This window comes from Enterococcus sp. AZ128 (assembly GCF_051714485.1).
In the GTDB taxonomy this organism is placed as follows: Bacteria; Bacillota; Bacilli; order Lactobacillales; family Enterococcaceae; genus Enterococcus_A.
In genome coordinates this window covers 1,252,147-1,277,275 of sequence record NZ_JBIORZ010000001.1, presented here as the reverse complement: position 1 = coordinate 1,277,275, position 25,129 = coordinate 1,252,147, and the positions used below count along the sequence as shown (strand labels likewise).

Below are 25,129 nucleotides of genomic sequence, written 5' to 3'. Positions count from 1 at the left end.
TTGCAAGCAGTTTTCTGTACTTAAAAAGAAAAATCCCACTCACTTTTATGAGATAGAATTTTCTGTTTTATTGTTTGATCAATGGCAAGCATTCATGAAATGAAAATATAAAAATGGCGCGACCAACTTCGGTCACGCCATTTTTTTAGGATTAATGAAATACGCGGAAACGTTCGTCATCTGCTAAGAATTCTTTTTCGTTAGCTTCGCCCTCTTTTGAACCAAAGACTAATTGTGAACGCAATTGCCAGTTAGCAGGAATGTTCCATTCTTTTGCAACAGCATCATCAATTACAGGGTTGTAATGTTGCAAGTTAGCACCAAGACCAGCAGAAGTTAATGCAGTCCAAGTGTTTGCCGTTGCAATACCATTTGATTGTTCTGCCCAGTCTGGAAAGTTATCAGCATATAATGCGAATTGATCTTGCAAGTTTTTCACTGTATCAGTTTCTTTGAAGAATAACACCGTACCATACGCATTACGGAAGCTTGCGATTTTTGCTTGGGTATTTGGGAAAACTTCAGCAGGGGTCAATGGTTTCAATGCTTCTTCGACAATGTTCCATAATTTTTCATGCGCATCTCCAAAAAGAATGACTGCGCGAGGTGATTGTGCGTTAAAAGCCGTAGGGCTGTTTTTTACAGTATCTTTGATTAATTCTGTAATTTCTTCCTCTGATAATTTTACGTCACGTCCTAGCGAGTAAAATGAACGACGATCTTTTAATGATTCCAAAAATTGAGACATAATAATTTCCACCTTTTCTTGTTTTGTTCTTGTTTACAAAATCTACTTTACCATCTTACAAAAAGTAAGAAAAGAAATATGCTCGGAGAAGAGTAATTTTTTTTAAAGGGGTAATTAATAACTTTCATGAAATACTCATGAGTATGATAAACTAGCAGTATGAATGTAAAAAATGGAGGCCCACAGATGAATATAAAGGAAATAGGAAAAACGCTTCTTTGGCTTTTGATCTTAGGAACACTCTTAATTGGACTGCGCCATTTCGTTTTCACACCGGTAGTAGTCAAGGGAGATTCAATGGATCCAACGCTAATCGATGGTGAACGAGTTATTGCACTAAAAAATACCGAAATCAAACGCTTCGATATCGTAACCTTCCCAGCACCGGATGACGAAGGAAAAAATTATATTAAGCGTGTAATTGGTTTGCCTGGTGACGTAGTGGCGTATAAGAACGATGAGCTTTATATCAATGGAAAGAAATATGATGAACCTTATTTGGACGAGTTTAAAAGTAAACTAACTGATAATCAACCGCTGACTTATGATTTTGACCTAACAGAATTATTCGGGTCTGAGAAAGTTCCAGAAGGTGAATTATTCGTTTTGGGGGATAATCGCCGGATATCAAAAGATAGTCGGATTATTGGAACTATAAAGGAAAAAGATATTATGGCTGATGTGAAATTCGTCTTTTGGCCGTTAAATCGATTTGGTACTGTGGACTAGCAACTTAGCTAGTCCTATTTTTTATAAGCTGTGCCTTTGTTTTTCTCAAAATAGAAGCGACGTCATAGTAAGGATAATTTCTATAGACTGTGAAAAGAGGCTTTTATCACTGAGTTTATATTTCACCAAAGGTAGATTTACTTAATTTTTTATTTGCAAAAATTTGTCAGAGTAATGATAATCTATTTTTTCTTCTTTCATGCGGCATTTTGACCGAACTGTTATAATAAACGAGTATCATAATTTGAAGAAATGAGGGGAAACGATGCCATTACAATTTTTGTTAGGTGCTGGCCAAACCAATGCGACAGAACGAATGATTCAAACGGCACAAGCTTGGTTAAAGCAAACTCCAGAGAATCGTGTGTTTTTCTTAGTCCCCAATTATAATAAATTTGAGCAGGAAATCCATCTGTTGTCAGCAATGAAACAAGAGGGGGAAAGTGCTGATTTCAGTACAATTCGTACACAAGTTTTTAGTTTTCAGCGATTGGCTTGGTATTTTTTGCAGCGTGATGGGCAAGTTCCAGGGAATACTCTATCCGAAGCTGGAAATGCAATGATTTTAAGGAAAATTCTTCATGAGCAACGGGAGGCATTAACGATTTTCCGTGGCGAAGCCAATAAAACTGGTTTTATTCAACAATTGGTCAGCTTTTATCAAGAGATGCAGATTGGAAATGTAACCGTTGAGGATCTAGTTGAAAATGGCAGTGATCAGGATCAAGTCTTGAAACTACAAGACCTACAAAAGATATTTGTTGCTTATGAAGAGGCATTACTTGCCTATCAAGTTTCAAATGAAGACCCATTATTGCTGCTACAAGATTACTTGAGTAGACAGAAATTATCAAATTGTCTTTTTATCATTAGCGGGTTCACTCGATTCAATGCTAGGGAATTAAGTGTTCTAAATGCTTTGATGACTGATAGCGAATTACTTGTATCATTGGAGTTGGATAGACCTTATCCAAGTGAGGAACCTAATCCATTGAATTTATTTGCTGATCCTGGAAAAACGTATTATCAATTAAAACGGAGTGCTGATGTACAACAGATTCCTGTCCGACCGGATCAATTTTTTCAATCGAAAAAGGCGATATTCAATCAAGTAGGTGATTTTTGGGCAAATCAAAAAGGTGTTGATCTATCCCAGACGGATCAATTACAGATTACAAAATATTCAACGGTAGCAGAGGAAATTCGCAAGGTTGGCGAGGAAGTTCGGCGTTTGGTTAGAGAAGAAAACTATCGTTATAAAGATATTCAGATCTTACTACGCAATCCACAAATTTATAACAGTGCTTTGCCAGATATCTTCAATAAACTAGACATTCCATTTTATTTAGACGAGACACAAGAAATGGCTGCACATCCATTGATAGAATTTTTACAAGCGTTATTCTTGGTCAGCAATTATAACTATCGCATCAACGATGTCTTTCGGATGCTTCGAACGGAGTTATTTGCTCCATTCGATTGGCAAACTGATGAATGGTTCATTCAACAGCAACAATATAGAGAAAAAATCGATCAAACGGAAAATGTTTGTTTAGCGTATAATTTTCGTGGCAGTGTATGGACTAAGGAAGCTGACTGGGAATTCGTAGATTATGATTTTGAAGCAGATGTTTTTAATGATGCAAAAGAGTTAGAAGCAACTACTAATGAAGTTCGACGATCTGTACAGCGAGTATTACCAGAATTTTTCAAAATGATAAAACAAGCGGAGGACGGATTAGAAGCAGCAACAATTTTTTATCATTTTCTAGAGAATAGCGGTGTAAAACGACAACTGCTTTTTTGGCGCGATCAAGAAGTCGAAAAAGGCAACTTAGATAAGGCTCGTAATCATGAACAAACATGGCAAGCGTTGCTTGATCTTTTAGACGAGTATGTATTGATTTACGGAAAAGAACCATTCGATTGGACGGATTTTCAAGAGATTTTTTTAGCCGGCTTGATGAACTTGACTTATGGAAAAATTCCGACCGCCATCGACCAGGTTCGAGTCAATGATTTAGAATTAGCTCGTGTGAACCAAATGAAGGTAACCTTTGCGATTGGTTTAAATAACAATGATTTTCCGGCTCGTTTTGATGATAAGGGTTTATTGTCTGCTGAAGAACGATCGATGATTAATCAGAATTTACCAGAAGGAAAGTTCTTGCCGGAAAGTAATAGTTCTAAAGTAACTCGTGAACCGTTCCTAGCCTACTTAGTTTTTCTTTCTGCGACGAATAAACTTTATTTGAGCGTTGCGACAACTGTAGAAGGGGAGAAGAAATTAGAAATCTCCTCCTTTTTAAGACAATTAAGTCAAGGATTAAGAATACCTATTGAAGAAAACGAGTCACTAAAATTAATGAGTGAGCCGGAAAATCATGTCGGAACGATGCGCACATTATTATCTGATCTAATCGCTTTGAATCGTTTTGCTCAGGATGAAAATCGTGCATTTTTACCTGCGTGGCGAGAGCTACAAAAATTTATTCAAAATAGTTCATTCGCTCCGATGGCACAACGAGTTTTCAAGAGTCTACAAGATCTTAATGTACCTCGAGCCCTTTTACCAGAAACGGCGGAACGTTTATATGGGAAAAATCTTTATGTTTCCGTTTCGCGAATCGAAAATTTTTATAACTGTCAGTATAAATATTTTGCAAACTTTGGACTAGGGTTAAAAGAAAGAACGATCTACGGACTTACACCTGCGGCAGCCGGGGATTTTTATCATGAAGCTTTAGACTATTTCTTCCGTCTGTTGAGGGAGCAAGGCATGCGTTTAGCAGAATTGAATGAAGCAGAACGAAATCAGCTAGCCAATGACGTACTGAAAGAAATTTTTGGTGAATTGAAATTTAAAATTTTATCCAGTTCTGCTCGAATGAATTATATTCGTTATCAATTGTCGCGGACAATTCAAAAAGTTAGTTGGGGATTAGTTCAACAAGGCATGCGGACAAAGTTTGAACCGCAACAAACAGAAGTGATTTTTGGTTCTATCGGTGGACAAAAAGGAATTCCAGGAATTAATTTGCCGTTATCCAATGGTGGTGAAGTTGCAATTCGCGGTAAAATCGATCGTTTAGATCAGTTGCAAAGCAATGATAGTGATTGGTTGAGTGTCATTGATTATAAATCGAGTCCGCATAGTTTCAACGTGGCGGATGCTTATTATGGGATCGCATTGCAATTGATTACTTATTTGGATGTTGCTGTGACTGATTTTAGTCAAGTAAACGGAAAAGAAATCAAGCCAGCAGGAGCTTATTATCTGCACGTTCATAATCCTGTCTTAAAAGATCCGAAGAACATCGAAAAAGATATGTTGAAGGCTTATCAATATGATGGATTGTTTGCGAAAGAGCCTGAACTTTATGACCAATTGGATCAAAGCATACAAGAAAAAGAGAATTCTGTATTGTTCCCAATTAAAAAGGATAAAAATGGACAAACGACAATTGTTACTCAGTCCAAAGACAAATTTTATGATTTAGCTGAAATTGAGACTCTACGTAAATACAACCGTGAAAAAATCCAAAAGGCTGGCAATCAGATTGTTTCTGGTGAGATCAAGCTGAATCCGTCGTATAAAGATAATCAGCGGATTGCTTGTCAATATTGTCCTTTCCGAAGTGTTTGTAAATTTGATGCGATGCTGAAAGAAAATAACTACCATCGCTTAGAAAAACTTTCTAAAGAAGAAGTCTTGAAACGAATGGAGGAAGAATTGCATGACAACTAATTTTCCCATCCCTCCAAAAGCACCAAATGAGATGTATACTGACTCTCAGTGGCAAGCAATCTATGATCAAGGAACAAATCTCTTGGTCTCTGCTTCGGCGGGTTCAGGAAAAACAGCGGTGCTGGTTCGGCGTGTGATTGAGAAAATCAAACGACAACAACTATCAGTAGATCAACTCTTGGTCGTGACCTTTACTGAAGCAGCAGCTAGTGAAATGAAGGAACGAATTCAATTGGCTTTGCAGGAAGCGATTAATGAAGAAACAGATCAAGAATTGAAAAATCACTTCACGCGTCAATTAACATTGTTGCCGATGGCGAACATCTCAACCTTACACTCGTTCTGTTCAAAAGTGATTCAACGCTTTTTCTATCTGATTGACTTAGATCCAAGTTATCGGATGTTAACAGATGAGACAGAGACGATTTTATTAAAAGAAGATGTCTGGGATGAACTTCGGGAGACATTCTATGAGGAAAATCAAGAGATTTTCTATCGTTTGACCGAGAATTTTTCAAATGACCGCAGTGACAGCGGGCTAGAGGATTTAGTACTCTCTATGTATAACTTTGCTCGAGCCAATCCTCAACCGTTTCATTGGCTTGATAGTTTAGTTGAGAATTATCGAGTAGAAAAGTTAGCAGAATCAGATTTATACCGCGATCTGATTCGTCCACAAGTATTAAGCACCTTACAGGAGATTAACCAGACTTATCAGTGGATGATTGACGCTAGTCATGGGACTGAGGAATTACAGAAAATTACCGAACTTGGCCAAAGTGAACAAAGTACAGTAAAACAGATTGAACAATTACTAGTAGAAGATAAGCTGAATGACGTCTTTTCCATTTTAGAAAACATAAAATTTCCCGCTTATCCTTCGCCAAGAAAAAAAGAGATCAAAGAGCTTTACGGTGACATCATCATAGAATGTAAGAAATATCGGGATCAGGCGAAGCAAGAACTGACTAAGATTAAAGAGATGTATTTTGCAGTCTCGCCTGAGGAACAAGTCGATCGGTTACAAGAAGCGTTACCAATCGTGGAAGAATTAGTTCGTGTTGAAAAACGGTTCATTGAAGAATACTCGGCCAAAAAGCGTGAAAAAGGCATGTTGGATTTCAATGATTTGGAACACTATACTTTGCAGATATTATTAACCGATGTTGACGGAAATAGACCCGCTGAAAATTATTATCGAAATCGATTTGCTGAAGTTTTAGTCGATGAGTATCAAGATATCAATCAGCTGCAGGAAACTATCCTACGACAGTTAAGTACAGAAGAACCAGGAAATCTTTTTATGGTTGGAGATGTAAAACAGTCCATTTACGGTTTTCGTTTAGCTGATCCAACACTGTTTATTCAAAAGTACCATGACTTTGCTGAGGAAAAAAATGGACGTCGTATTATTTTAGCGGAAAACTTTCGTTCCAGGAGAGAAGTCCTTGATTTCACCAATTTGATTTTCACACAGTTAATGGATCAAACAGTAGGGCAGATTGAATACGATAAACAAGCGGAACTGATCAACGGGTTCACTGCATTTCCTGATACAGATACCTTAAGCCCAGAATTATTGATTTATCAAAAAAATGGTGAAGTCCCTGAATGGATCGAGGATAAATCTATGGGCGAGATATTTATGACAGCTGTGAAGATTCGTGAATTAATTGATCAGAATTTTGAAGTTTATGATAAGAAACAAAAAGCAATGCGACCCGTTCGTTATGATGATATTGTTCTATTAACACCGACAAGAAGTAATAATTTAACGATTTTGGAAGTGTTTAAGCAATTAGGTATTCCGCTATCTATCAATGATACTCAGAATTATTTTCAATCAACTGAATTGCGAGTAATAATCTCCTTGTTGCAGATTATTGATAATCCGTACCAAGATATCCCTTTGGCAGCCGTATTACGTTCTCCAATTGTTGGATTACAAGAAGAAGAATTGGCGCAAGTTCGTTTAGCATTGCCGCAAAAAGAATATTTCCAAGCAGTAAAAAGTTATCTTCAACATAAGGATGACATCACAGCAAAAAAAATGACGAGTTTCTTGGCTCAATTAAATGAATGGCGCGAGTTTGCTAGACGAGAATCCTTGGCTAATCTATTATTAAAAATTTATAACGAAACTGCTTACTTGGATTATGTTTTGGGGATGCCGGCTGGTCAGCAACGTCATGCGAATCTTTTAGCGCTGATTGAACGAGCAAAAGATTATGAACGCAGCAGTTTTAGAGGTTTGTATCAATTTATTCGCTTTATTGAAAAAATGCAGGAAAAAGATAAAGATCTGGGTGAACCCCCTACAGAAGAAATACAAGATTCTGTAAGAGTAATGACCATTCATGGAAGTAAAGGTCTAGAATTTCCAGTAGTCTTTTTAATGGACATGAGTAAAAGCTTCAATGTACAGGATACTCGGAGAAATTATGTTTTTGACGAACGATTAGGTCTGGGCGTGAAATTGTTGACACCAGATACTCGCGTTAGGAAAGACACATTGCTATTTCAAACAGTGAAACAGAAAAATCTAAACAAATTACTTTCGGAAGAGATGCGGAAACTATATGTTGCCCTGACCCGAGCGGAACAAAAGTTATTTCTGGTTGGTTCCTATGATGATGAAGAGGCCGCCTATAAAATTTGGAGCAAGGGATCTTTAAATGAAAATTTAGTCTTAGATACGAGTCTTAGAAATGGTCAAAAAGACAGTTTCATCGACTGGGTAGGACTAACTTTGTTCAGACATCCAATTATGGAGAATTACCAAAAAGAATATGCCGTCAATCAAGTAGTAGGCTTGAAGAATCATCCGGCGATTTTTAAATTAGATTTTGTTGATCCTCAAACAATTGCGGAGGCTGTTCAAAGTTATCTTCCAGAAATTAAAGCCTTGGAGATTCCACAAGGTGCTATCAATATAGAAGCGTTGAAAAAGCGGCTAGTCTACAAATACCCGTATCCTGAAGCAACAAAAACGACAAGCTATCAGTCAGTATCCGAACTAAAACGTTTATATGATGATCCCGACAATCGTGAATCATTGGAACTAACGGCAACACAAACGCCCTATCGATTTACTCAAAGTGACTTGGGAGAACCAAGGTTTTTAAGTACGAAAAAGGAGTTGGCAGCTTCCGAAATTGGGACAGCTACTCACTTAGTGATGCAACTATTACCGCTGAAAGCCTCACCTCAACGAAAAGAAGTCGAAACAATGATTGATAGACTGGTTTCTCGTCAAACGTTGACAAAAGAGACTGCAGAAAAAATCTCTGTTGACAATATAATGCAATTCCTTGATTCTGATGTTGGCCGCTTTATCATTCAGCATGCGGATCATCTATATCGTGAAGAACCATTTGCGATGTTGCTTCCGGCAGATCAATTATTCAACGACTATCAGAATCAGGACGAGATTTTGATTCACGGAATCATTGATGGCTATTTAGAATTTGAGGATAAACTCTTTTTGTATGATTTAAAAACTGATTATTATACACCTGAAAGAGAGCAACAGCTGATCCAGCGTTACCGAGGCCAATTGCATCTATATAAAGAGGCCTTAGAGAAGGCGAAGCAAAAGCCTGTTGAGTCTGCCTACCTAATCTTTTTACAAGGAAATCAAGCAATTGATTTGTTAAAAACTCCTTAGGGATAGGCAAGTTGTACTTATAAAAGGTAAGTGATGTGCTATACTCTCTCTATCGAGGTGAGAATTATGGAACAAGTAGAAGTAATGGACTTTTCACTCTGTCCAAAATTTGAGAAGGGGTTTCAAATTTTGGGCAAAAAATGGAATGGTTTGATTATTGATGTATTGTTAGAAGGCGGACCTCAAAGATTTGTCGATATTGCTGCGATGATTCCAGATGTCAGCGATCGGGTTTTAACAGAACGACTAAAAGAATTAGAAGCAGAAGGTATTGTTGGTCGTGTGATTGCTTGCGGAAGCCAAAAGCGGATGGATTATTGTCTGACGAATAAAGGCGAAGCTTTGAAAAAGGTGATGGATGAGATTCATCAGTGGGGCGATACCTGGATCACGGATGAAGAATGTAGTTGATAAATTTTTTGATTTCTTGTAGTATTGGGTTAGTCAATTGAATAGTTTGAAAAGCGTTGATGGAAAAGAGTAATTTTTTTGGATCTTAAAAGGGAATGTCTGTCGTTGACTGTGAGCAGACTAAGAAAAGAAAAAACGAAGTTCACTTCTGGAGCTTGTCGAAAGACCGGTATAGCCGTTAAAGAGTGAGAGCGTCAATTTATTCAGTTGGCGAATTAGGATGGTATCGCGAGACCTCGTTCCTTTGTGGGACGAGGTCTTTTTTTGGTGATTTTAAATTAGGTTGTATTCGTCTAACTAAAAGCGTTCATTCGTTCTATTAGTGAAAATTCTGGTAGGAAAAATTAAGAGAATTAGAAGGATGCTTTATAAATCAAAAGTTTTTTGCGGATTTTCTTTATAGTTTAAATAGAAAAAGTAAATCAACTTAATGTTTTTAGTTTCTGAGTGATGAGGAATTGTCTTAATATCCGAATCTAAAAATATATCAAAACATCCTAGAGACAAAAAAATTTGATAGATCCTTATTTTTAAAGTTTCTATCTTTTTAAAGCAATAGGGAAAGGAAGAAAACAATGAGTTTACAAGAGCAATTAGAAGAACTAAAAAGTCAGACGTTAGCTAAAATAGATGCAGCTGATGAGCTTTCCATCGTTGAAACGATTCGTGTAGAAACGCTAGGAAAAAAAGGACCAATCACTGAGGTATTACGGGGAATGCGCGATCTCTCAGCAGAAGAACGTCCGAAAGTTGGTGCTTTTGCTAATGAGATTCGAGATCTTTTGGCAACGGCAGTTGAAGAACGCAAGGCAACACTAACGGAGTTGGCCTTAGAAAAACAATTAGCAGCAGAATCTATTGATGTGACTTTACCTGGCAGGCAAGTTTCTCATGGAACGCGACATGTGTTGACTCAAATTATGGAAGAAATTGAAGATACTTTTGTTGGCATGGGCTATCAAGTTGTAGAAGGAACAGAAATCGAATCTGATCATTACAATTTTGAACGGATGAACTTGCCTAAGGATCATCCTGCTCGTGATATGCAAGATACTTTCTACATTTCTGATGATGTATTATTGCGTACACATACCTCGCCGGTTCAAGCGCGTACGATGGAAAAACATGATTTTTCAAAAGGTGCATTGCGAATGATCTCGCCTGGTAAAGTCTTCCGACGTGATACTGACGATGCCACTCATAGTCATCAATTCCATCAAATTGAAGGACTAGTTGTCGATAAAGGAATTACGATGGGAGATTTAAAAGGAACACTAGAAGTATTATTGAAGGAATTGTTTGGGGCAGATCGCAAGATTCGTCTACGTCCAAGTTATTTTCCCTTTACCGAACCATCGGTTGAAGTCGATGTCAGCTGTTTCAAGTGTGGTGGTAAGGGCTGTAACGTCTGCAAACACACTGGTTGGATCGAGATTCTCGGAGCCGGAATGGTTCATCCGGATGTCTTGGAAATGTCAGGGATTGATCCAAAAGAGTATTCTGGTTTTGCTTTTGGTTTAGGACCAGATCGGATCGCAATGCTGCGCTATGGTGTGAATGATATTCGAAATTTCTATTTAAACGATGTTCGTTTCTTGGAACAATTCAAGGGGGAGTAAGAAGCAATGTTAGTTTCATATAAATGGTTAAATGAATATGTTGATGTTAAGGATGTTACGCCAAAGGATCTAGCGGATCGTCTTTCATTGACAGGGATTGAAGTTGAAGGATTAGAATCACCAGAAGACGGCTTAAAGAAAATCGTGGTCGGTGATGTAAAAGAATGTATCCCGCACCCTGACTCAGATCATCTTTCAGTTTGTCAGGTTGATATAGGCGAAGATGAATTGTCTCAAATCGTTTGTGGTGCACCTAATATTAAAGCAGATGTTAAGGTAATTGTTGCGTTGCCTGGTTCTCGAATCACTGGCAATGTAAAAATCAAAAAGGGCAAGATGCGCGGTCAAGTATCTAACGGAATGATTTGCTCGTTGCAAGAACTTGGCTATAGTGATTCCGTAATCCCTAAAGAATATTCTGAAGGGATTTACTATCTGCCAGAAAATGCAATTGTTGGGGAACCTGTATTTCCCTATTTAGAGATGGACGATACAATTATTGATCTATCAATTACACCAAACCGTGCTGATGCATTAAGTATTCGCGGTGTTGCTCATGAAGTAGCGGCCATTTACAACAAGAAGGTAAACTTCCCTGCTGTAGAACTAAGCGAAGCAGAAAATAAAGCCAGTGACAAAATCAACGTTTCTGTGACTGATGAGAATGATGCACCGCATTATGAAATTCGAATCATTGAAAATGTGAAGATTGGACAAAGTCCGCAATGGTTGCAAAACCGCTTAATGAACGAAGGTATCCGTCCAATCAGTAACGTAGTAGATGTAACGAATTATATCTTATTATTGTTCGGACAACCTTTACATGCGTTTGACTATGATAAATTAGGCAGCAATGAAATCTTGGTTCGTCGAGCAAAAGATAATGAACCATTTACTACATTAGATGGCGTTGACCGGACATTAAATCCTGAAAATATTGTGATCACCAATGGTGAGATTCCTGTAGCTTTAGCCGGTGTTATGGGGGGCTTGGATTCAGAAATTTCCGATGAAACAACAACGGTTGCTCTAGAAATGGCAATGTTCGATCACACGTTGGTTCGTCGTACGTCACAAAGCTATAATTTACGCAGTGAATCATCTATGCGTTTTGAAAAAGGGATCAATCAAGGGGATATCAGTTTAGCTGGTGAAGTGGCGGCCGCAATGATCGCTGAATTAGCTGGCGGGAAAGTTTTGCAAGGAGCTGTCAAGGGGAGCGAAGTACAGCCTAAAGAAGTGGAGGTAAGTACAACCCTTGAAAGTGTCAATCGTTTCTTAGGAACTGACTTGTCACAAAATCAAGTCAACGATATTTTTAAAGCACTTGGTTTTGCGTTTGAAGTTAAAGAAGACGTAACGATCGTTAGTGTACCACCGCGTCGTTGGGATATTACAATTGAAGCGGATTTAATGGAAGAAATCGCTCGAATCTATGGATATAATAACTTACCTTCAACATTACCAGAAGGACAAACAGTTGCCGGTTTCTTAACTGAAGCACAGAGAGCGGCTAGAAAAGTACGGAATCTTCTGGAAGGTGCTGGTCTATCTGAAGCAATTAGTTATGCATTGACAACTGAGACAAAAGCGCAGCAATTCTTGCTAAATGAAAGCAAGGTGACTCGTGTTGCTTGGCCAATGAGCGAAGAACGTTCAACAATGCGATTAAATTTAATTAGCGGTTTGCTAGAAGATCTATCTTATAATGTCGCTCGTAAAAACAACGATGTAGCATTTTATGAAATCGGACATGTTTTTTATCAAAACAATGATCCTAAAAAAGATCTGCCTCTTGAACAAAATCATGTGGCAATCGCTGTGACAGGAAATGTTATCGATAAATCTTGGTCAGAGAAGGCCGAACCATGCGATTACTATACAATCAAGGGTATGGTTGAGGAATTGATTGAAGGTTTAGGCCTTACGGAAGAAATTTCTTACCAAGCAATTCAAATGCCTGAAATGCATCCAGGTCAAACAGCCGGTATTTATTTGGGAGAAGTACTGATTGGTTTTGTCGGTCAGGTTCATCCGAAGGTAGCTGATGACTATGAATTGAAAACTGCATATATTGCTGAATTAAACCTAGAAGCGTTGATCGAACAAGAAAAAGCACCATTAGTATTTGAAGCTGTTTCTAAATACCCAGCTGTCAGTCGCGATATTGCAATGCTGGTTAATGAAGCAAGTACTAGTTCTGATATTGCTGAGGTCATTACAGCGGCTGCGGGGAGATTTTTGACTAAGCTGCAAGTTTTTGATGTTTACCAAGGTGCAAATATTGAAACAGGTAAAAAATCAATGGCTTACAATTTAACTTTCGTAAATCCTGAAGCGACATTGACTGATGACGAGATTAATCGCATAGTGGCGAAGGTTATTAAAAATTTAGAAGAAAAACTACAAGCGGTTATCCGCTAGTCATAAAAATGCCCCTCAATTTTTTTGAGGGGCATTTTGCTTAAATGAATAATTTTTCAGCTAGCTTGAATGTCACTTGTGACAACGACGTCAATACCAGTATCCAAAAGATTCTCAATAGCAACATCGCCAATTTTTACTGGAGCCTTTAACTGAACGCTATTTATTTCTCTCATTGCTTCCAATACGGATTTTTTGGGAATCCCGTCAGCAGTTTTTACAGAACAAAGCTGATTGTTGCCGCCATTTACGATAACTGTAGATGTCACAACTCGAATAGGATTTGTTGCTTCTGATTTTCCATATTTTACTCCCTTATTGCAACTATTGCCGCTAACTCGATAATCGTTGTCTTCATCAACTGTTAAGTGACAGCCTTTTGGGCACATGATACAGATAAATTTTTTCATACTCTTGAAACCTCCTCAACGCAAATTTCTAGTTCACCATTTGTAACTTTATCCAAAACTTTTTTCGATAGTTTGATCTTTTCCATTTCTCCTGGAACAATGTAGCTTTTCTTTTGTTTTACTAAGATTTCACCTTGAGATTTGATTAGAATCTGACTGTCATCAAATACCTTATTCACACGAAAGAAAAGTTCAGTTCGACGATCAATCTTTTCTTCACGAATTTTTTGCGGCACAACATAAGTGACGTGGTCACCATTTTTGATGTTTAGAAACTGGGTTGGTTCATTTTCTTGTTCTAAAATATATGAAGCAGCTGAGCTACCAGCCTTTATACTTTCAGCAGTTACAAAGTCCACTAAGTCATGGACATGAACGACATTGCCGCAAGCAAAAATACCAGGGATCGAAGTCTCCATATTTTCATAAACGAAGGGACCGTTAGTTTTTGAATCCAATTCAAGGTTGGCATCACGACTCAATTCATTTTCTGGAATTAAACCAACAGATAATAAAATCGTATCACAGTCAAAAATTTGTTCTGTTCCCATCACAGGTTGTCTATTTTCATCTACCTCTGAAACAACCACTTGTTCTACACGATTTTTTCCACGAATTTCGGTAATTGTATGTGAAAGAAGAAGAGGAATCTCGTAATCATCTAAACATTGAACAATGTTCCGAGTTAATCCACCTGAGTAGGGCATAACTTCGACACAAGCTAAAACATCAGCACCCTCCAATGTCATCCGGCGCGCCATGATCAAGCCGATATCGCCAGAACCCAAAATGATGACTTTCTTTCCAACTAAGTATCCTTCCATATTGACATATCTTTGTGCTGTTCCTGCTGTAAATACACCAGCTGGGCGACTGCCAGGAATTCCGATAGCTCCACGAGTACGCTCACGGCATCCCATAGCGAATACTAATGCCTTGGTTTTCAAAATTTGATAGCCTTGTTCTTTGTTGACGATATGAACTTCCTTATTTTCGGTAACCTCTAAAACCATTGTATCTAGTAAAACATTGATAGTCGTTTGTTGAATCAGATCAATGAAGCGAGCCGCATATTCCGGTCCAGTCAACTCTTCTTTAAAATAGTGCAGGCCAAAACCATTATGAATACATTGATTCAAAATGCCTCCAAGCTTTTGATCGCGTTCAATAATTAGAATATTCTTGACGCCTTTTTCATACGCTGCAAAAGCTGCCGCTAAACCGGCAGGACCTCCGCCAATTACTATCAATTCATACATATTAATGACCTCCTTTTGTTGCTTCTGCTAAAATATAGCTGTCTTCACGGTCTTGTAAAATATCTAGCGGGGACATATTTAGTTCGTCCGCTAATATCTCAACGACACGCGGGCCGCAAAAGCCCCCTTGACAACGTCCCATCCCAGCGTTGCATCTGCGCTTTATCCCATCAAGTGATACCGGTGGAATAGGGGATTGTGCGGCTGTTCTAATCTCACCTTCAGTAATCGTTTCACAGCGGCAAATAACTCTTCCGTAAGTATCATTAGTAGAAATAACCGCATTTTTTTCCTCAAGACTGAGTTCTTCAAAGACGATTTTTTCTCGCGAATCAATATATTTCTCTTTTTGTAAAAATATACTGCCAGCCGATTTTTCTAACATTTCAATACCATAAACAGCAATTGCAGGAGCAGAGGTGAGACCAGGAGATTTAATTCCTGCCAGATCGATAAAACCGGGAGCAGCTTCTTGTAAAATAAAATCACCAACGCTGTTATTTGCTCTAACGCCAGAAAAATTACGAATAGATTGTCGCAGATTAAGGGTTGGGAGTGATTTTTTTGCTAACTCTGCAACATTTTTCAATCCTTCAGAAGTATTTCTCGTGTCCCTACCGCTGTCTAAATCATCTCGTTGAATGGCTTCAGAGTTAGGACCAACCACCAAATTCCCATGAACAGTGGGGCTGACTAAAACTCCTTTTCCAACACTCGATGGGCATTGGAATATTACATGATTAACAATAGTTCCCTCTGACTTATCTAATAAATAATATTCACCGCGTTTGGGTGTAATCTCAAAATTTGGTTCAGCGATTAAATTGTGAATATCATCTGAATGCACACCTGCTGCGTTAATAACAAATCGCGTTTGATAATTTCCTTTATTGGTGGTTATCTTGTAGCCTTTGTCAGTCTTATTGATAGCACTCACGCGATTCTTTAAGGCTATCTCTACATCATTTCTCACGGCCGTTTCTGCTAATGCGATGCAAAATTCCCATGGATTTACGATTGCTGCAGTAGGAGCATGGAGAGCACCTAGACTTTCGGATGAGAGATTAGGTTCCATTATGTGGAGAGCCTCTTGATCAAGCAATGCAAGATCCTTCACGCCATTTTTGACTCCACGCTCGTAAAGATCCTGAATCAAGGCAAGTTCCTCATCTGAAAATGCGACAACAAGTGATCCAATCTGATTATAGTGGACAGAGAGCTTTTGGCAGAGTTCTTTTGCACGTTCCGCACCTTCAACATTCAATTTGGCCATTAGGCTGCCAGGCTCAGGATCAAAACCAGCATGTAAAATGGCGCTATTGGCTCTAGTAGCGCCTAGGCTAACGTCATTTTCAGCCTCCAAGACGAGTGTTTTTAACTGAAATTTGCTAAGTTCATATGCGGTAGCCGCCCCAACGATCCCGCAACCGATTACAATTACATCATACATAGATTTTTTCCTCCTGATTATTTGAGTCATTAGTGACTCAGTAGTCAATTTTGAATACAGCAAAAAAGAGTACAGTTAACAAACGTCAATGATTGTTGACGTTTGTCGCTATACTCTTTTTATCTCTAGCCAATATTTAATTACCTGTATTATAACACCTTTGTAAAAAATCAACAATCGTTAAATCGACCAAATCGAACTTTCTGTTGTTGATACAGCAAGACTTCCAGCACCTAGAGCCCCCATAATGTCTTCTTTATCCCTGATCAGCCCCCCAACGATTAGTGGCCTTTTCGAGTGGGTGACTAGCTCTTTGATAATCTTTGGCGATACATTAGGAAGAACCTCAACTAAATCAGCCTGAGTGTATTTTAGTTGACGGTCAACATTTTCTAAAGCGGAAGAATCTAATAGAAAAAAACGTTGAATGGCTAATAATCCATGCTTTTTTGCATGACGAATAATTGCAGGTTTCGTAGAAATAATTCCGTCAAAGGAGGTAGCCTGTTTAATGTAGTCAATGGCTTTTTCATCAGATGATAAACCCTTGACTAGATCGGCATGTAAAATAGCCGCCTTGCCACTTAATTTAATCTCGTTAGCTAGATTAGGTAGTTCCAATAAGTGAGATTGAAGAATAAAAATGACTTCGCTTTCAGATTTTATCGCTTCCTTCAGCTCGATCTCATTTTTTGCTGCAGCGATTACAGGGGAGAGTTCCAATTTTTGATATAGTTCATGAGTATTCATCTATTATTACTCCTTAGGTAGTTTCATATCCATTTTACCACGTAAAAAAATGAAGAAGAAGCACTGTTTGTAATGATTAAATAAACTAAAAAAGTTCCAAGCGTATGAAAGTGCTAATTGCATTTTCGGACACTTGGAACTTAATATTGAAATTCTAATAAGAACGCTCTAATAATTGTAAAGCGACTGTTTTAAGAATCGCCTTACTTTTTCCGTCGGGTAATCCTTCAATCTCGGATAAAGCTTTTTGTGTTAGATTCTCAGCAAAATTCAGTGCACCGGCTATCCCCCCAAAACTCTCAACATAGTCGGCTAATTGGATTAATTCTTGTTGAGACAGCGTTTCAGGACTTTCTAGATAGGGACGAATTATTTCAGGCTGGCTATCCCGCGCGATCAATAAAGGGAGAGTGAAAATTCCTTGCTGAACATCAGTTAAAATTGGTTTCTGCTCTTCTCCTAGTTCTAAAGAAAAATTCAAAATATCATCATATACCTGAAAAGCTAGTCCAATTGCAGATCCAATTCGTTTTGCACGCGCCTGTAATTTCTCGTCTGATCCGCCAAAATAGGCTCCTTCATGACAACTGAGTCGAATTAATTCAGCAGTTTTCCCATTAATATTTCGTAAATAATCGCCTATAGTCTGATCTGGATTGAATGTACATGACATTTGAGTTAATTCACCTTGTAAGATTTTTTTCATTGCTTGTGCATTTTTTAGTAGGAAAGGTGTCTGACTCATACATTCTGCCAACAGTTCAAAATAACTAGTATACATAAAATCTCCAGTGTAAACTGCGACATCTTTGCCAAACTGCGATTGAATTGACGGCATGCCACGACGAGCAGGAGAATCATCGATGATATCATCATGGATGAGTGTAGCGGAATGCAGTAACTCAATGGATGCCGCGATTTTTATCAATTGATCTTGGTCATTCTTGACCCCGAAATCAGCGAAAAGAAAGAAGAGTGCCGGACGAATCATTTTCCCTCCTGTAGAAGAAAATTTTTGGATGGCCTCTTCAATCGATTTATTATTAATAACAAGTCTTTGTGAGATCAAATTCTTAACCTGGATTAGATTTTTCTGTATTTTGGGGTATTCATTCCAGTAGTCTAACATAAATGCTCCTTCTAACAACGTTTTCAAGTTCATTCTATCGCAAGCGTACCAGAAAGACTACTAGAATGCTCGATGAGTGTTTCGTGAGAGGAAACACATGTTAAGTAAGCAAATCCTTTGAACAAAAAGTATAAAAATAGCATAATGAATATGAAAAAGAAATTTAAGAAAGTTGGGTGAGATGAATTTAACCGTTTTCTTGGAGCTCGTGGAAATTAAAGCGAAAACCGCGAGTATCCTGCCTTTTTTTATTGGGATTTGTTTCAGCCTGTATAATTTTCACAAACTTCATTTAGGTCTAGTCCTGTTATACTTTGTCGCAATGGTCATTTTTAATATGGCGGTTGATATTTTAGACAACTACAATGACTACCACCATGCAACAGAAATTCACGACTACCGAGAGAAAACCAATATCATCGGAAGAGAGAATCTGGAGTTGAAATTGGTGTTTAGAATGCTGATAGCTATGATCATTGTATCGGCAGTGATTGGAATCGCATTGTCTTTCATAGTCGGGTGGCCTTTTTTAGTGATGGGGTTATTTTGTTATGGTGTTGGTATTTTTTATTCATCCGGACCTAGGCCTTTATCTAGTTTACCATTAGGGGAAGTATTTTCAGGATTAACGATGGGATTCATGATTACGATGTTGTGTGTCTATCTAAATACGTTTGAGGTATTTCAATGGAATTTTACTAATTTAGGTGCGATTTTACTAATTTCATTGCCGAATACATTGTGGATAGCAAACTTGATGCTGGCGAACAATATCTGTGATTTAGAAGAAGACGAAAAGAATAATCGCTTTACTTTGGTTCACTATTTAGGAAGACAGCGAGCGCTTCAACTTTTTGTGGAGCTGAACATCGCGGCTTTTCTAGCAATTTTACTTTCGGTGATCGTTGGAATAGCCCCATGGTCAATGCTGGGGACGTTTTTTGTCGCGCCGTTTATTTACAAGCAAGTACAATTATTCCGAAATAAGCAGGTGAAACGCGAAACATTCATCTGTGCAGTCAGAATATTAGCGGTAGGGGCTGCCGCACAAGTTATCAGCTTTGCATTGACGTTTTTATTTTAGAGGAGGAAACAGAAATGAAAGAAATTGTCATTTTAGGCGCGGGATACGCGGGATTGCGAGCTTTACATGTACTGCAGAAATCAGGAGCAGATATTCATATTAGTTTGGTGGATCGGAATGATTACCATTACGAATCTACTAGTCTGCATGAAGTAGCAGCAGGTACGCAACCAGATGAAAAAATCTGTTATAACATAAAGGATGTAGTGAATCCTAAAAAAACCACATTCATTAAAGATAATGTTGAAAAGATTGACGCTGATCAAAAAGAAGTTTATTTAGAGAATCAAACATTGAACTATGATTATTTGATCGTTGCATTAGGCTTCCAGTCTGAATCATTCGGCATTCCTGGTGTGAAGGAAAACTCTCTAGAGATGGTTGATGTGAAAACAGCGGATCAAGTGCATAAACACATCATCGAACAAATGAAGCAATACAAAGAAACTAGCAATGAGGAATATTTACGGATTGTTGTCTGCGGAGCGGGCTTTACCGGAATAGAATTAGTCGGAGCTTTGGTTGAGGGAAGTAAGGCTTTTGCTGATATTGCTGGTGTAAAACCAGAAGATATCCAGATCTATTGTGTCGAAGCAGTTGATAAAATTTTGCCAATGTTTAGTGATAAATTAGGCCAATACTGTATTGACCATTTGAACAAGTGGGATGTCAAACTGTTAACTGGTAAACCGATTAAAAAAGTGGAACCAGGAGCTGTAATTTACCAAAATTCAAAAGACGCTGAAAATGATCTTGTAGCCCTTAAGGCAAAAACAATTGTTTGGACTACTGGTGTAAGCGGAAGTCAGGTGATTGGAGAGTCTGGCTTTGAAGAACGTCGTGGCCGTGTGATGGTTAAACCAAACTTGACTGATCCAAATCATGATGATGTGTATCTATTAGGTGATGTTTCTGCTGTTATGGACCCTTCAAGCAACCGTCCGTATCCAACAACTGCACAAATCGCATTGAAAATGGGGTCATATGCTGGAAAAGATATCTTGAATCAAATGAAGGGACAACCAAGCAAGCCATTTTCATTTAAATCTCTTGGTTCTGTTGCATCAATTGGAAATGCCCATGCGTTTGGTGTTGTAGGCAAAACAGAAGTAACCGCTTATCCAGCTTCCTTTATTAAAAAGGCCATCATGGACCGTTCATTGTTCGAAACTGGTGGGGTTAAAGAAGTCATGGCAAAAGGTCGCTTCGACTTTTATCATTAAATCGAAACTATTTTTAACACTCGTGATGATATTCTCGAGTGTTTTTTTGAGTTTATTTTTCTGTCATGGTATACCGGTTGATTCATAGCTTACTTTTCGTAAATAATCGAAGGAATCAATGAGGAAAACACATATATCTTATTGAAAATGGTGGGAAGGATTTTGAATAGGACTATCCATTCAAATATTTACCCGATTTCAACGATGTTTAACACTCGATGATAGAATAATGAGCAATAAAAAAACTCGAAATAGTTTCGAGTTTTTTTTGTATCAATACTTTTTATGCGAAATAATTAATCCCCATTGCCTGCTTAACTTCTGACAACGTTTCAGCAGCAACAGCTTGAGCCTTTTCGCTGCCTTCTTTTAACATATGCATAATGGCTTCTGGATTTTTTGCATATTCTTCACGACGTGCGCGGATTGGACCAAATTCTGCTTCTAAAACATCAATTAAATAGCGTTTGATTTTTACATCTCCGAGGCCGCCATGACGATAATGATCTTTTAGTTCAGCGATTTTTTCTTTGTCTGTTCCAAAAACATCTAAATAAGTAAATACCATATTTCCTTCGACTTGACCAGGATCTTCCACATGGATGTGGTTTGGATCAGTATACATGCTCATGACTTTTTTAGCTAAAATGTCGGCTGAGTCTGCAAGGTAAATACCATTACCCAGTGATTTGCTCATTTTTCCGTTACCGTCAATTCCTGGTAAACGGCCTTGTCCCTTTTCAGGAAAAACGCCCTTTGGTTCAACAAGAACCTCTCCATATGTGTGATTAAAGCTTTGTACAACTTCTTGTGTCTGCTCAAGCATCGGTTTTTGATCCTCACCAACAGGGACGAGGGTTGCTTTGAAAGCTGTAATATCGGAGGCTTGAGAAATAGGATAAATAAAGAATCCAGCTGGGACACTTTCGCCAAATTTCTTTTGTTCAATTTCAGATTTTACTGTTGGATTACGACGAACGCGACCTACGCTGACAAGGTTCAAATAGTACATTGTCAATTCAGCTAATTCAGGAATTTGTGATTGAATAAATAACGTGGAACGTTTTGGATCTAAACCAACTGCTAAATAATCTAATGCAACTTGCAACACATTTGATGATACTTTTTCTGGATTTTTCGCATTATCGGTCAATGCCTGCATGTCAGCAATCATGATAAATAATTTATTGTCGGGGTCTTCTTGCATTAAAACGCGATTTCTTAATGAACCAACATAATGCCCCAAATGTAATTGTCCTGTTGGACGATCTCCAGTCAAAATGATATTTTCCATTAACTCACCTTTTCATAAAATTCTTTCAATAGTCTCTTCAAATACTACCTTTTTTTTTCAAACATGACAACTCTTATCCCAATTTTTATCAAAAGTACAAAATGATTCTATGTCACCAAATGTAACATTAAGATGAAAGTTATTGAGATGTTTTTTTTTAACCGTGAGTTTTTTTCTTTACAAAGTAAAAAAACTTGGCTTATAATTAAACTCACATTGGAAAAATTAGAGAATGCTAAGGAAAAATGAGGTGGTTAGACATGCCAATGGTTGAATTTAAGCATGTAGAAAAATACTATGGAAAGTTTCATGCCTTGAAAAATATTAACTTGACCTTTGAAAAGGGTGAAGTGGTTGTGGTTATCGGACCATCTGGTTCTGGAAAGAGTACGATGTTACGCTGTATCAACGGGCTAGAGGATATCTCGTCAGGTGAATTACTAGTGAATGAAAAGGATTTACATAGTAAGGATGTTAAATTAAAGGACATTCGGAAAAATATTGGAATGGTCTTTCAACACTTTAATCTCTATCCAAACAAGACAGCGTTAGAAAATATTACGTTAGCGCCAATCAAGGTTTTAAAACAATCTTCTGAGGAAGCTACCAAAGCGGCAGAGAAATTATTGAATCGGGTAGACATGTTAGATAAGAAAGACTCTTATCCTTCTATGTTATCTGGTGGACAGCAACAACGGATCGCCATCGCTCGAGGGTTAGCGATGAATCCTGATTTGCTGCTTTTTGATGAGCCGACATCAGCTCTTGATCCGGAAATGATTGGTGATGTTTTAAATGTCATGAAGAAGATTGCTCGTGACGGCATGTCAATGATTGTTGTGACACACGAAATGGGATTCGCTAAAGAAGTGGCAGATCGCATCATTTTTATGGCTGAAGGAGAAGTATTAGAAGATACACGTGACGTCAAAGGATTCTTTGATAAACCACAGGATGAACGCGCGCAACAATTCGTCAGCAAAGTAATCAATCATTAGGAGGCGGCTTATGTCGAGAATAAAAAAATTAGTCTCCTTTTTATTTCTTCCGATGCTGCTCGCGATAGTACTGTCTGGATGTAAAGGAGAAAGTGTCGCAAATAAAAATATTGCGAAACGAATCAAAGAAGATCCCGTCATCACTTGGGGTGTGAAATACGACACACGCCTATTTGGGATGATGGATATAAAGACTCGTAAAGTCGAAGGATTTGATATTGATATCGCTAAGGCAATTACCAAAGAGATTCTAGGGAAAGATGGAAAGGCCGAGTTCGTTGAAGTTACTTCGAAAACACGTATTCCGTTACTTAAAAATGGGAATATCGATGCAATCATTGCAACAATGACGATTACTGAAGATCGCAAAAAAGAAGTAGATTTCTCTGATATTTACTTTGACGCAGGGCAGTCCTTGCTAGTCAAAAAGGGGAGTCATATCAAAGATATTAAAGATCTGACTTCTGCTGATACAGTTCTAGCTGTTAAAGGTTCGACTTCGACGATTAATATCCGTAAACATGCACCGGATGCAAAAATTCTTGAATTAGAGAATTATGCGGAGGCTTTTACTGCTTTGCAGTCAGGTCAAGGTCAAGCGATGACAACCGATAATGCGATTTTATTAGGGATGGCGTCAGAAAATGATCATTATGAGTTAACTGGAGGTACCTTCACAAATGAACCTTATGGAATCGCTATTAACAAAGGACAAGATGATTTCTTAAAAGAGGTTAATACTGCACTGCATAAGATGCATGAGAATGGCACCTATAACAAAATTTTTGAAAAATGGTTCCCTAAAGATGCAGATGGTCGGGCGAAGAAGGGGGCACAGTTCTAATGGCACAATTATTTCAAACTTTTTCAGCTGATTTTGTCAGTGGTTTTAAGTATACGATTTATGCAAGTTTATTGGCTTTGGTTTTCAGTTTACTTATTGGAACATTGATGGCGATTTTACAATTGTCTCATAATCGGATCATTCGAGGTTTGTCGAAAGCATATGTTGCATTTTTCAGAAATATTCCATTACTGATTATTGTTATGTTCTTCTATGTAGTAGCACCAATGTATTTCTACAGTTTTGATGGATTTCAGGCAGGAACTATCGGTCTGACGATCTATACTTCAGCATTTATCGCAGAAACAGTGCGTTCAGGGATCCAGACAGTGCCTAATGGGCAAATGGAAGCAGGTCTGTCCTCGGGATTTTCATATGCAGAAACCCTACGTTATATAGTTTTACCGCAAGCCTTCAAAATCGTAGTGCCGCCACTAGGAAATCAATTTATTAACTTGATCAAGAATTCATCTATTCTAGCAATGGTTGCTGGTCTAGATTTGATGTATCAAGGAGATCTGATTGCTAGCACGACATTTAACACCTTCGATACTTACATTATTGTCGGATTATTTTACTTGATTTTAACATTGCCGTTGTCTTATCTAATGAATTACTTAGATAAGAATTGGTCAAATGCCTAGAAAGGAAGGGGAAAAATATGAGTGATGCTTTTTCATGGGTCAATATGCGATTCCTTTTAGATGGGCTATGGGTAACGATCCAAGTTTCGATTGTTTCGATTGTCTTCAGTATGATTCTTGGCGGAATTGCTGGAACTGTTCGTTATAGCAATGTTCCAGTTCTTTCTAAAGTCGTAGGAATTATTGTTGACATCATTCGTAATCTGCCGCTATTGCTGATTATCTTCTTTACCTATTTTGCTTTACCGCAAATTGGTATCAAATTGAATATTTTTTGGGCTGCGGTTGCTGCATTGACGATTTTTGAATCAGCGATGTTATCAGAAATTTTTCGTGCTGGATTGAACGCTGTTCCGATTGGACAAACAGAGGCTGGAATGTCTTCCGGCTTGACGTACGTACAGACTTTAATAATGATTGTATTACCACAAGCCATTAAATCGATGCTGCCGGCGATTTTGAGCCAATTAATATCTTTAATCAAAGATACGTCATTAGCGGTAATCATTTCACTACCAGAACTGACTCATAATGCAAAAATCATATATGGACAAAACACGAACTACGTCATCCCAATGTTTATAGCGATGACTGCAATGTATTTTGTTGTTTGTTATCTATTATCGTTGGTTTCTAATTTATTGGAGACGAGCAAATATAACTATTAAAAAAACGAGAATCTCTTCGAATAAAAGAGA

Annotated in this window: 19 protein-coding genes and 1 other annotated feature; of the genes, 12 read left to right on the top strand and 7 right to left on the bottom strand. The window is 38.0% G+C overall.

What is annotated here, in order from left to right:
* Positions 1-151: 151 nt before the first annotated feature.
* Complete coding sequence (locus IGI38_RS06200) at positions 152-748, bottom strand: nitroreductase family protein (RefSeq protein ID WP_438727929.1); 597 nt, start codon at positions 746-748, stop codon at positions 152-154.
* A gap of 186 nt (positions 749-934) precedes the next feature.
* Here IGI38_RS06200 and lepB point away from each other — a divergent pair, with 186 nt between their 5' ends.
* The 6 genes from lepB (at position 935) to pheT (ending at position 13,346) form a co-directional block, all read left to right on the top strand.
* Complete coding sequence (lepB, locus tag IGI38_RS06195; protein WP_438727927.1) at positions 935-1,477, top strand: signal peptidase I; 543 nt, start codon at positions 935-937, stop codon at positions 1,475-1,477.
* A 265-nt stretch (positions 1,478-1,742) separates the two neighbouring features.
* Positions 1,743-5,225, top strand: coding sequence for a PD-(D/E)XK nuclease family protein (locus IGI38_RS06190; protein WP_438727925.1), 3,483 nt, complete (start codon positions 1,743-1,745; stop codon positions 5,223-5,225).
* Positions 5,215-8,892, top strand: coding sequence for a helicase-exonuclease AddAB subunit AddA (addA, locus tag IGI38_RS06185; RefSeq protein ID WP_438727923.1), 3,678 nt, complete (start codon positions 5,215-5,217; stop codon positions 8,890-8,892). Before IGI38_RS06190 ends, addA begins: the two co-directional genes overlap by 11 nt.
* 66 nt (positions 8,893-8,958) lie before the next feature.
* Positions 8,959-9,303 carry a winged helix-turn-helix transcriptional regulator gene (locus IGI38_RS06180; RefSeq protein ID WP_438727921.1) on the top strand — a complete coding sequence of 115 codons (345 nt, stop codon included), beginning with the start codon at positions 8,959-8,961 and terminating at the stop codon, positions 9,301-9,303.
* A 47-nt stretch (positions 9,304-9,350) separates the two neighbouring features.
* Positions 9,351-9,550 (top strand) — a binding site (T-box leader).
* 328 nt (positions 9,551-9,878) lie between these two features.
* Positions 9,879-10,922, top strand: coding sequence for a phenylalanine--tRNA ligase subunit alpha (pheS, locus tag IGI38_RS06175; protein WP_438727919.1), 1,044 nt, complete (start codon positions 9,879-9,881; stop codon positions 10,920-10,922).
* Between the two features lie 6 nt (positions 10,923-10,928).
* Complete coding sequence (gene pheT / locus IGI38_RS06170) at positions 10,929-13,346, top strand: phenylalanine--tRNA ligase subunit beta (protein WP_438727917.1); 2,418 nt, start codon at positions 10,929-10,931, stop codon at positions 13,344-13,346.
* Between the two features lie 56 nt (positions 13,347-13,402).
* Here pheT and IGI38_RS06165 read toward each other — a convergent pair whose 3' ends face one another.
* From IGI38_RS06165 to IGI38_RS06145, 5 genes are all read right to left on the bottom strand, one after another.
* On the bottom strand, positions 13,403-13,756 hold the full coding sequence (locus IGI38_RS06165; RefSeq protein ID WP_438727915.1) for a DUF1667 domain-containing protein: 354 nt from the start codon (positions 13,754-13,756) through the stop codon (positions 13,403-13,405).
* Complete coding sequence (locus IGI38_RS06160) at positions 13,753-15,015, bottom strand: NAD(P)/FAD-dependent oxidoreductase (RefSeq protein ID WP_438727913.1); 1,263 nt, start codon at positions 15,013-15,015, stop codon at positions 13,753-13,755. Before IGI38_RS06160 ends, IGI38_RS06165 begins: the two co-directional genes overlap by 4 nt.
* 1 nt (position 15,016) lies before the next feature.
* Entirely contained in the window at positions 15,017-16,465 is a 1,449-nt protein-coding gene (locus tag IGI38_RS06155; RefSeq protein WP_438727911.1) for an NAD(P)/FAD-dependent oxidoreductase, read from the bottom strand.
* A gap of 180 nt (positions 16,466-16,645) precedes the next feature.
* Positions 16,646-17,215: a glycerol-3-phosphate responsive antiterminator gene (locus IGI38_RS06150; RefSeq protein ID WP_438727909.1), complete on the bottom strand. Its 570-nt coding sequence runs from the start codon at positions 17,213-17,215 to the stop codon at positions 16,646-16,648.
* Positions 17,216-17,369: 154 nt separating this feature from the next.
* Positions 17,370-18,344 (bottom strand): polyprenyl synthetase family protein, encoded by a 975-nt coding sequence (locus IGI38_RS06145; RefSeq protein ID WP_438727907.1) that lies wholly within the window; start codon positions 18,342-18,344, stop codon positions 17,370-17,372.
* 181 nt (positions 18,345-18,525) lie between these two features.
* Here IGI38_RS06145 and IGI38_RS06140 point away from each other — a divergent pair, with 181 nt between their 5' ends.
* Both IGI38_RS06140 and IGI38_RS06135 read left to right on the top strand, forming a co-directional pair.
* Positions 18,526-19,428, top strand: a complete 903-nt coding sequence (locus IGI38_RS06140; RefSeq protein ID WP_438727905.1) for a prenyltransferase — start codon at positions 18,526-18,528, stop codon at positions 19,426-19,428.
* A 14-nt stretch (positions 19,429-19,442) separates the two neighbouring features.
* Entirely contained in the window at positions 19,443-20,651 is a 1,209-nt protein-coding gene (locus IGI38_RS06135) for an NAD(P)/FAD-dependent oxidoreductase (protein ID WP_438727903.1), read from the top strand.
* Positions 20,652-20,934: 283 nt separating this feature from the next.
* On the opposite strand, the gene trpS is transcribed toward IGI38_RS06135, so the two are convergent.
* Positions 20,935-21,945, bottom strand: a complete 1,011-nt coding sequence (gene trpS, locus IGI38_RS06130; RefSeq protein WP_438727901.1) for a tryptophan--tRNA ligase — start codon at positions 21,943-21,945, stop codon at positions 20,935-20,937.
* Between the two features lie 260 nt (positions 21,946-22,205).
* Here trpS and IGI38_RS06125 point away from each other — a divergent pair, with 260 nt between their 5' ends.
* From IGI38_RS06125 to IGI38_RS06110, 4 genes are read left to right on the top strand one after another with little or no spacing between them, the layout of a single operon-like run.
* Entirely contained in the window at positions 22,206-22,943 is a 738-nt protein-coding gene (locus IGI38_RS06125) for an amino acid ABC transporter ATP-binding protein (protein WP_438727899.1), read from the top strand.
* Between the two features lie 10 nt (positions 22,944-22,953).
* The gene (locus IGI38_RS06120) at positions 22,954-23,787 is read left to right on the top strand and encodes a transporter substrate-binding domain-containing protein (protein WP_438727897.1); all 834 of its coding nucleotides are present in this window, start codon (positions 22,954-22,956) and stop codon (positions 23,785-23,787) included.
* Positions 23,787-24,431, top strand: coding sequence for an amino acid ABC transporter permease (locus IGI38_RS06115; RefSeq protein ID WP_438727895.1), 645 nt, complete (start codon positions 23,787-23,789; stop codon positions 24,429-24,431). Before IGI38_RS06120 ends, IGI38_RS06115 begins: the two co-directional genes overlap by 1 nt.
* 17 nt (positions 24,432-24,448) lie before the next feature.
* On the top strand, positions 24,449-25,099 hold the full coding sequence (locus IGI38_RS06110; protein ID WP_438727893.1) for an amino acid ABC transporter permease: 651 nt from the start codon (positions 24,449-24,451) through the stop codon (positions 25,097-25,099).
* Positions 25,100-25,129 lie beyond the last annotated feature (30 nt).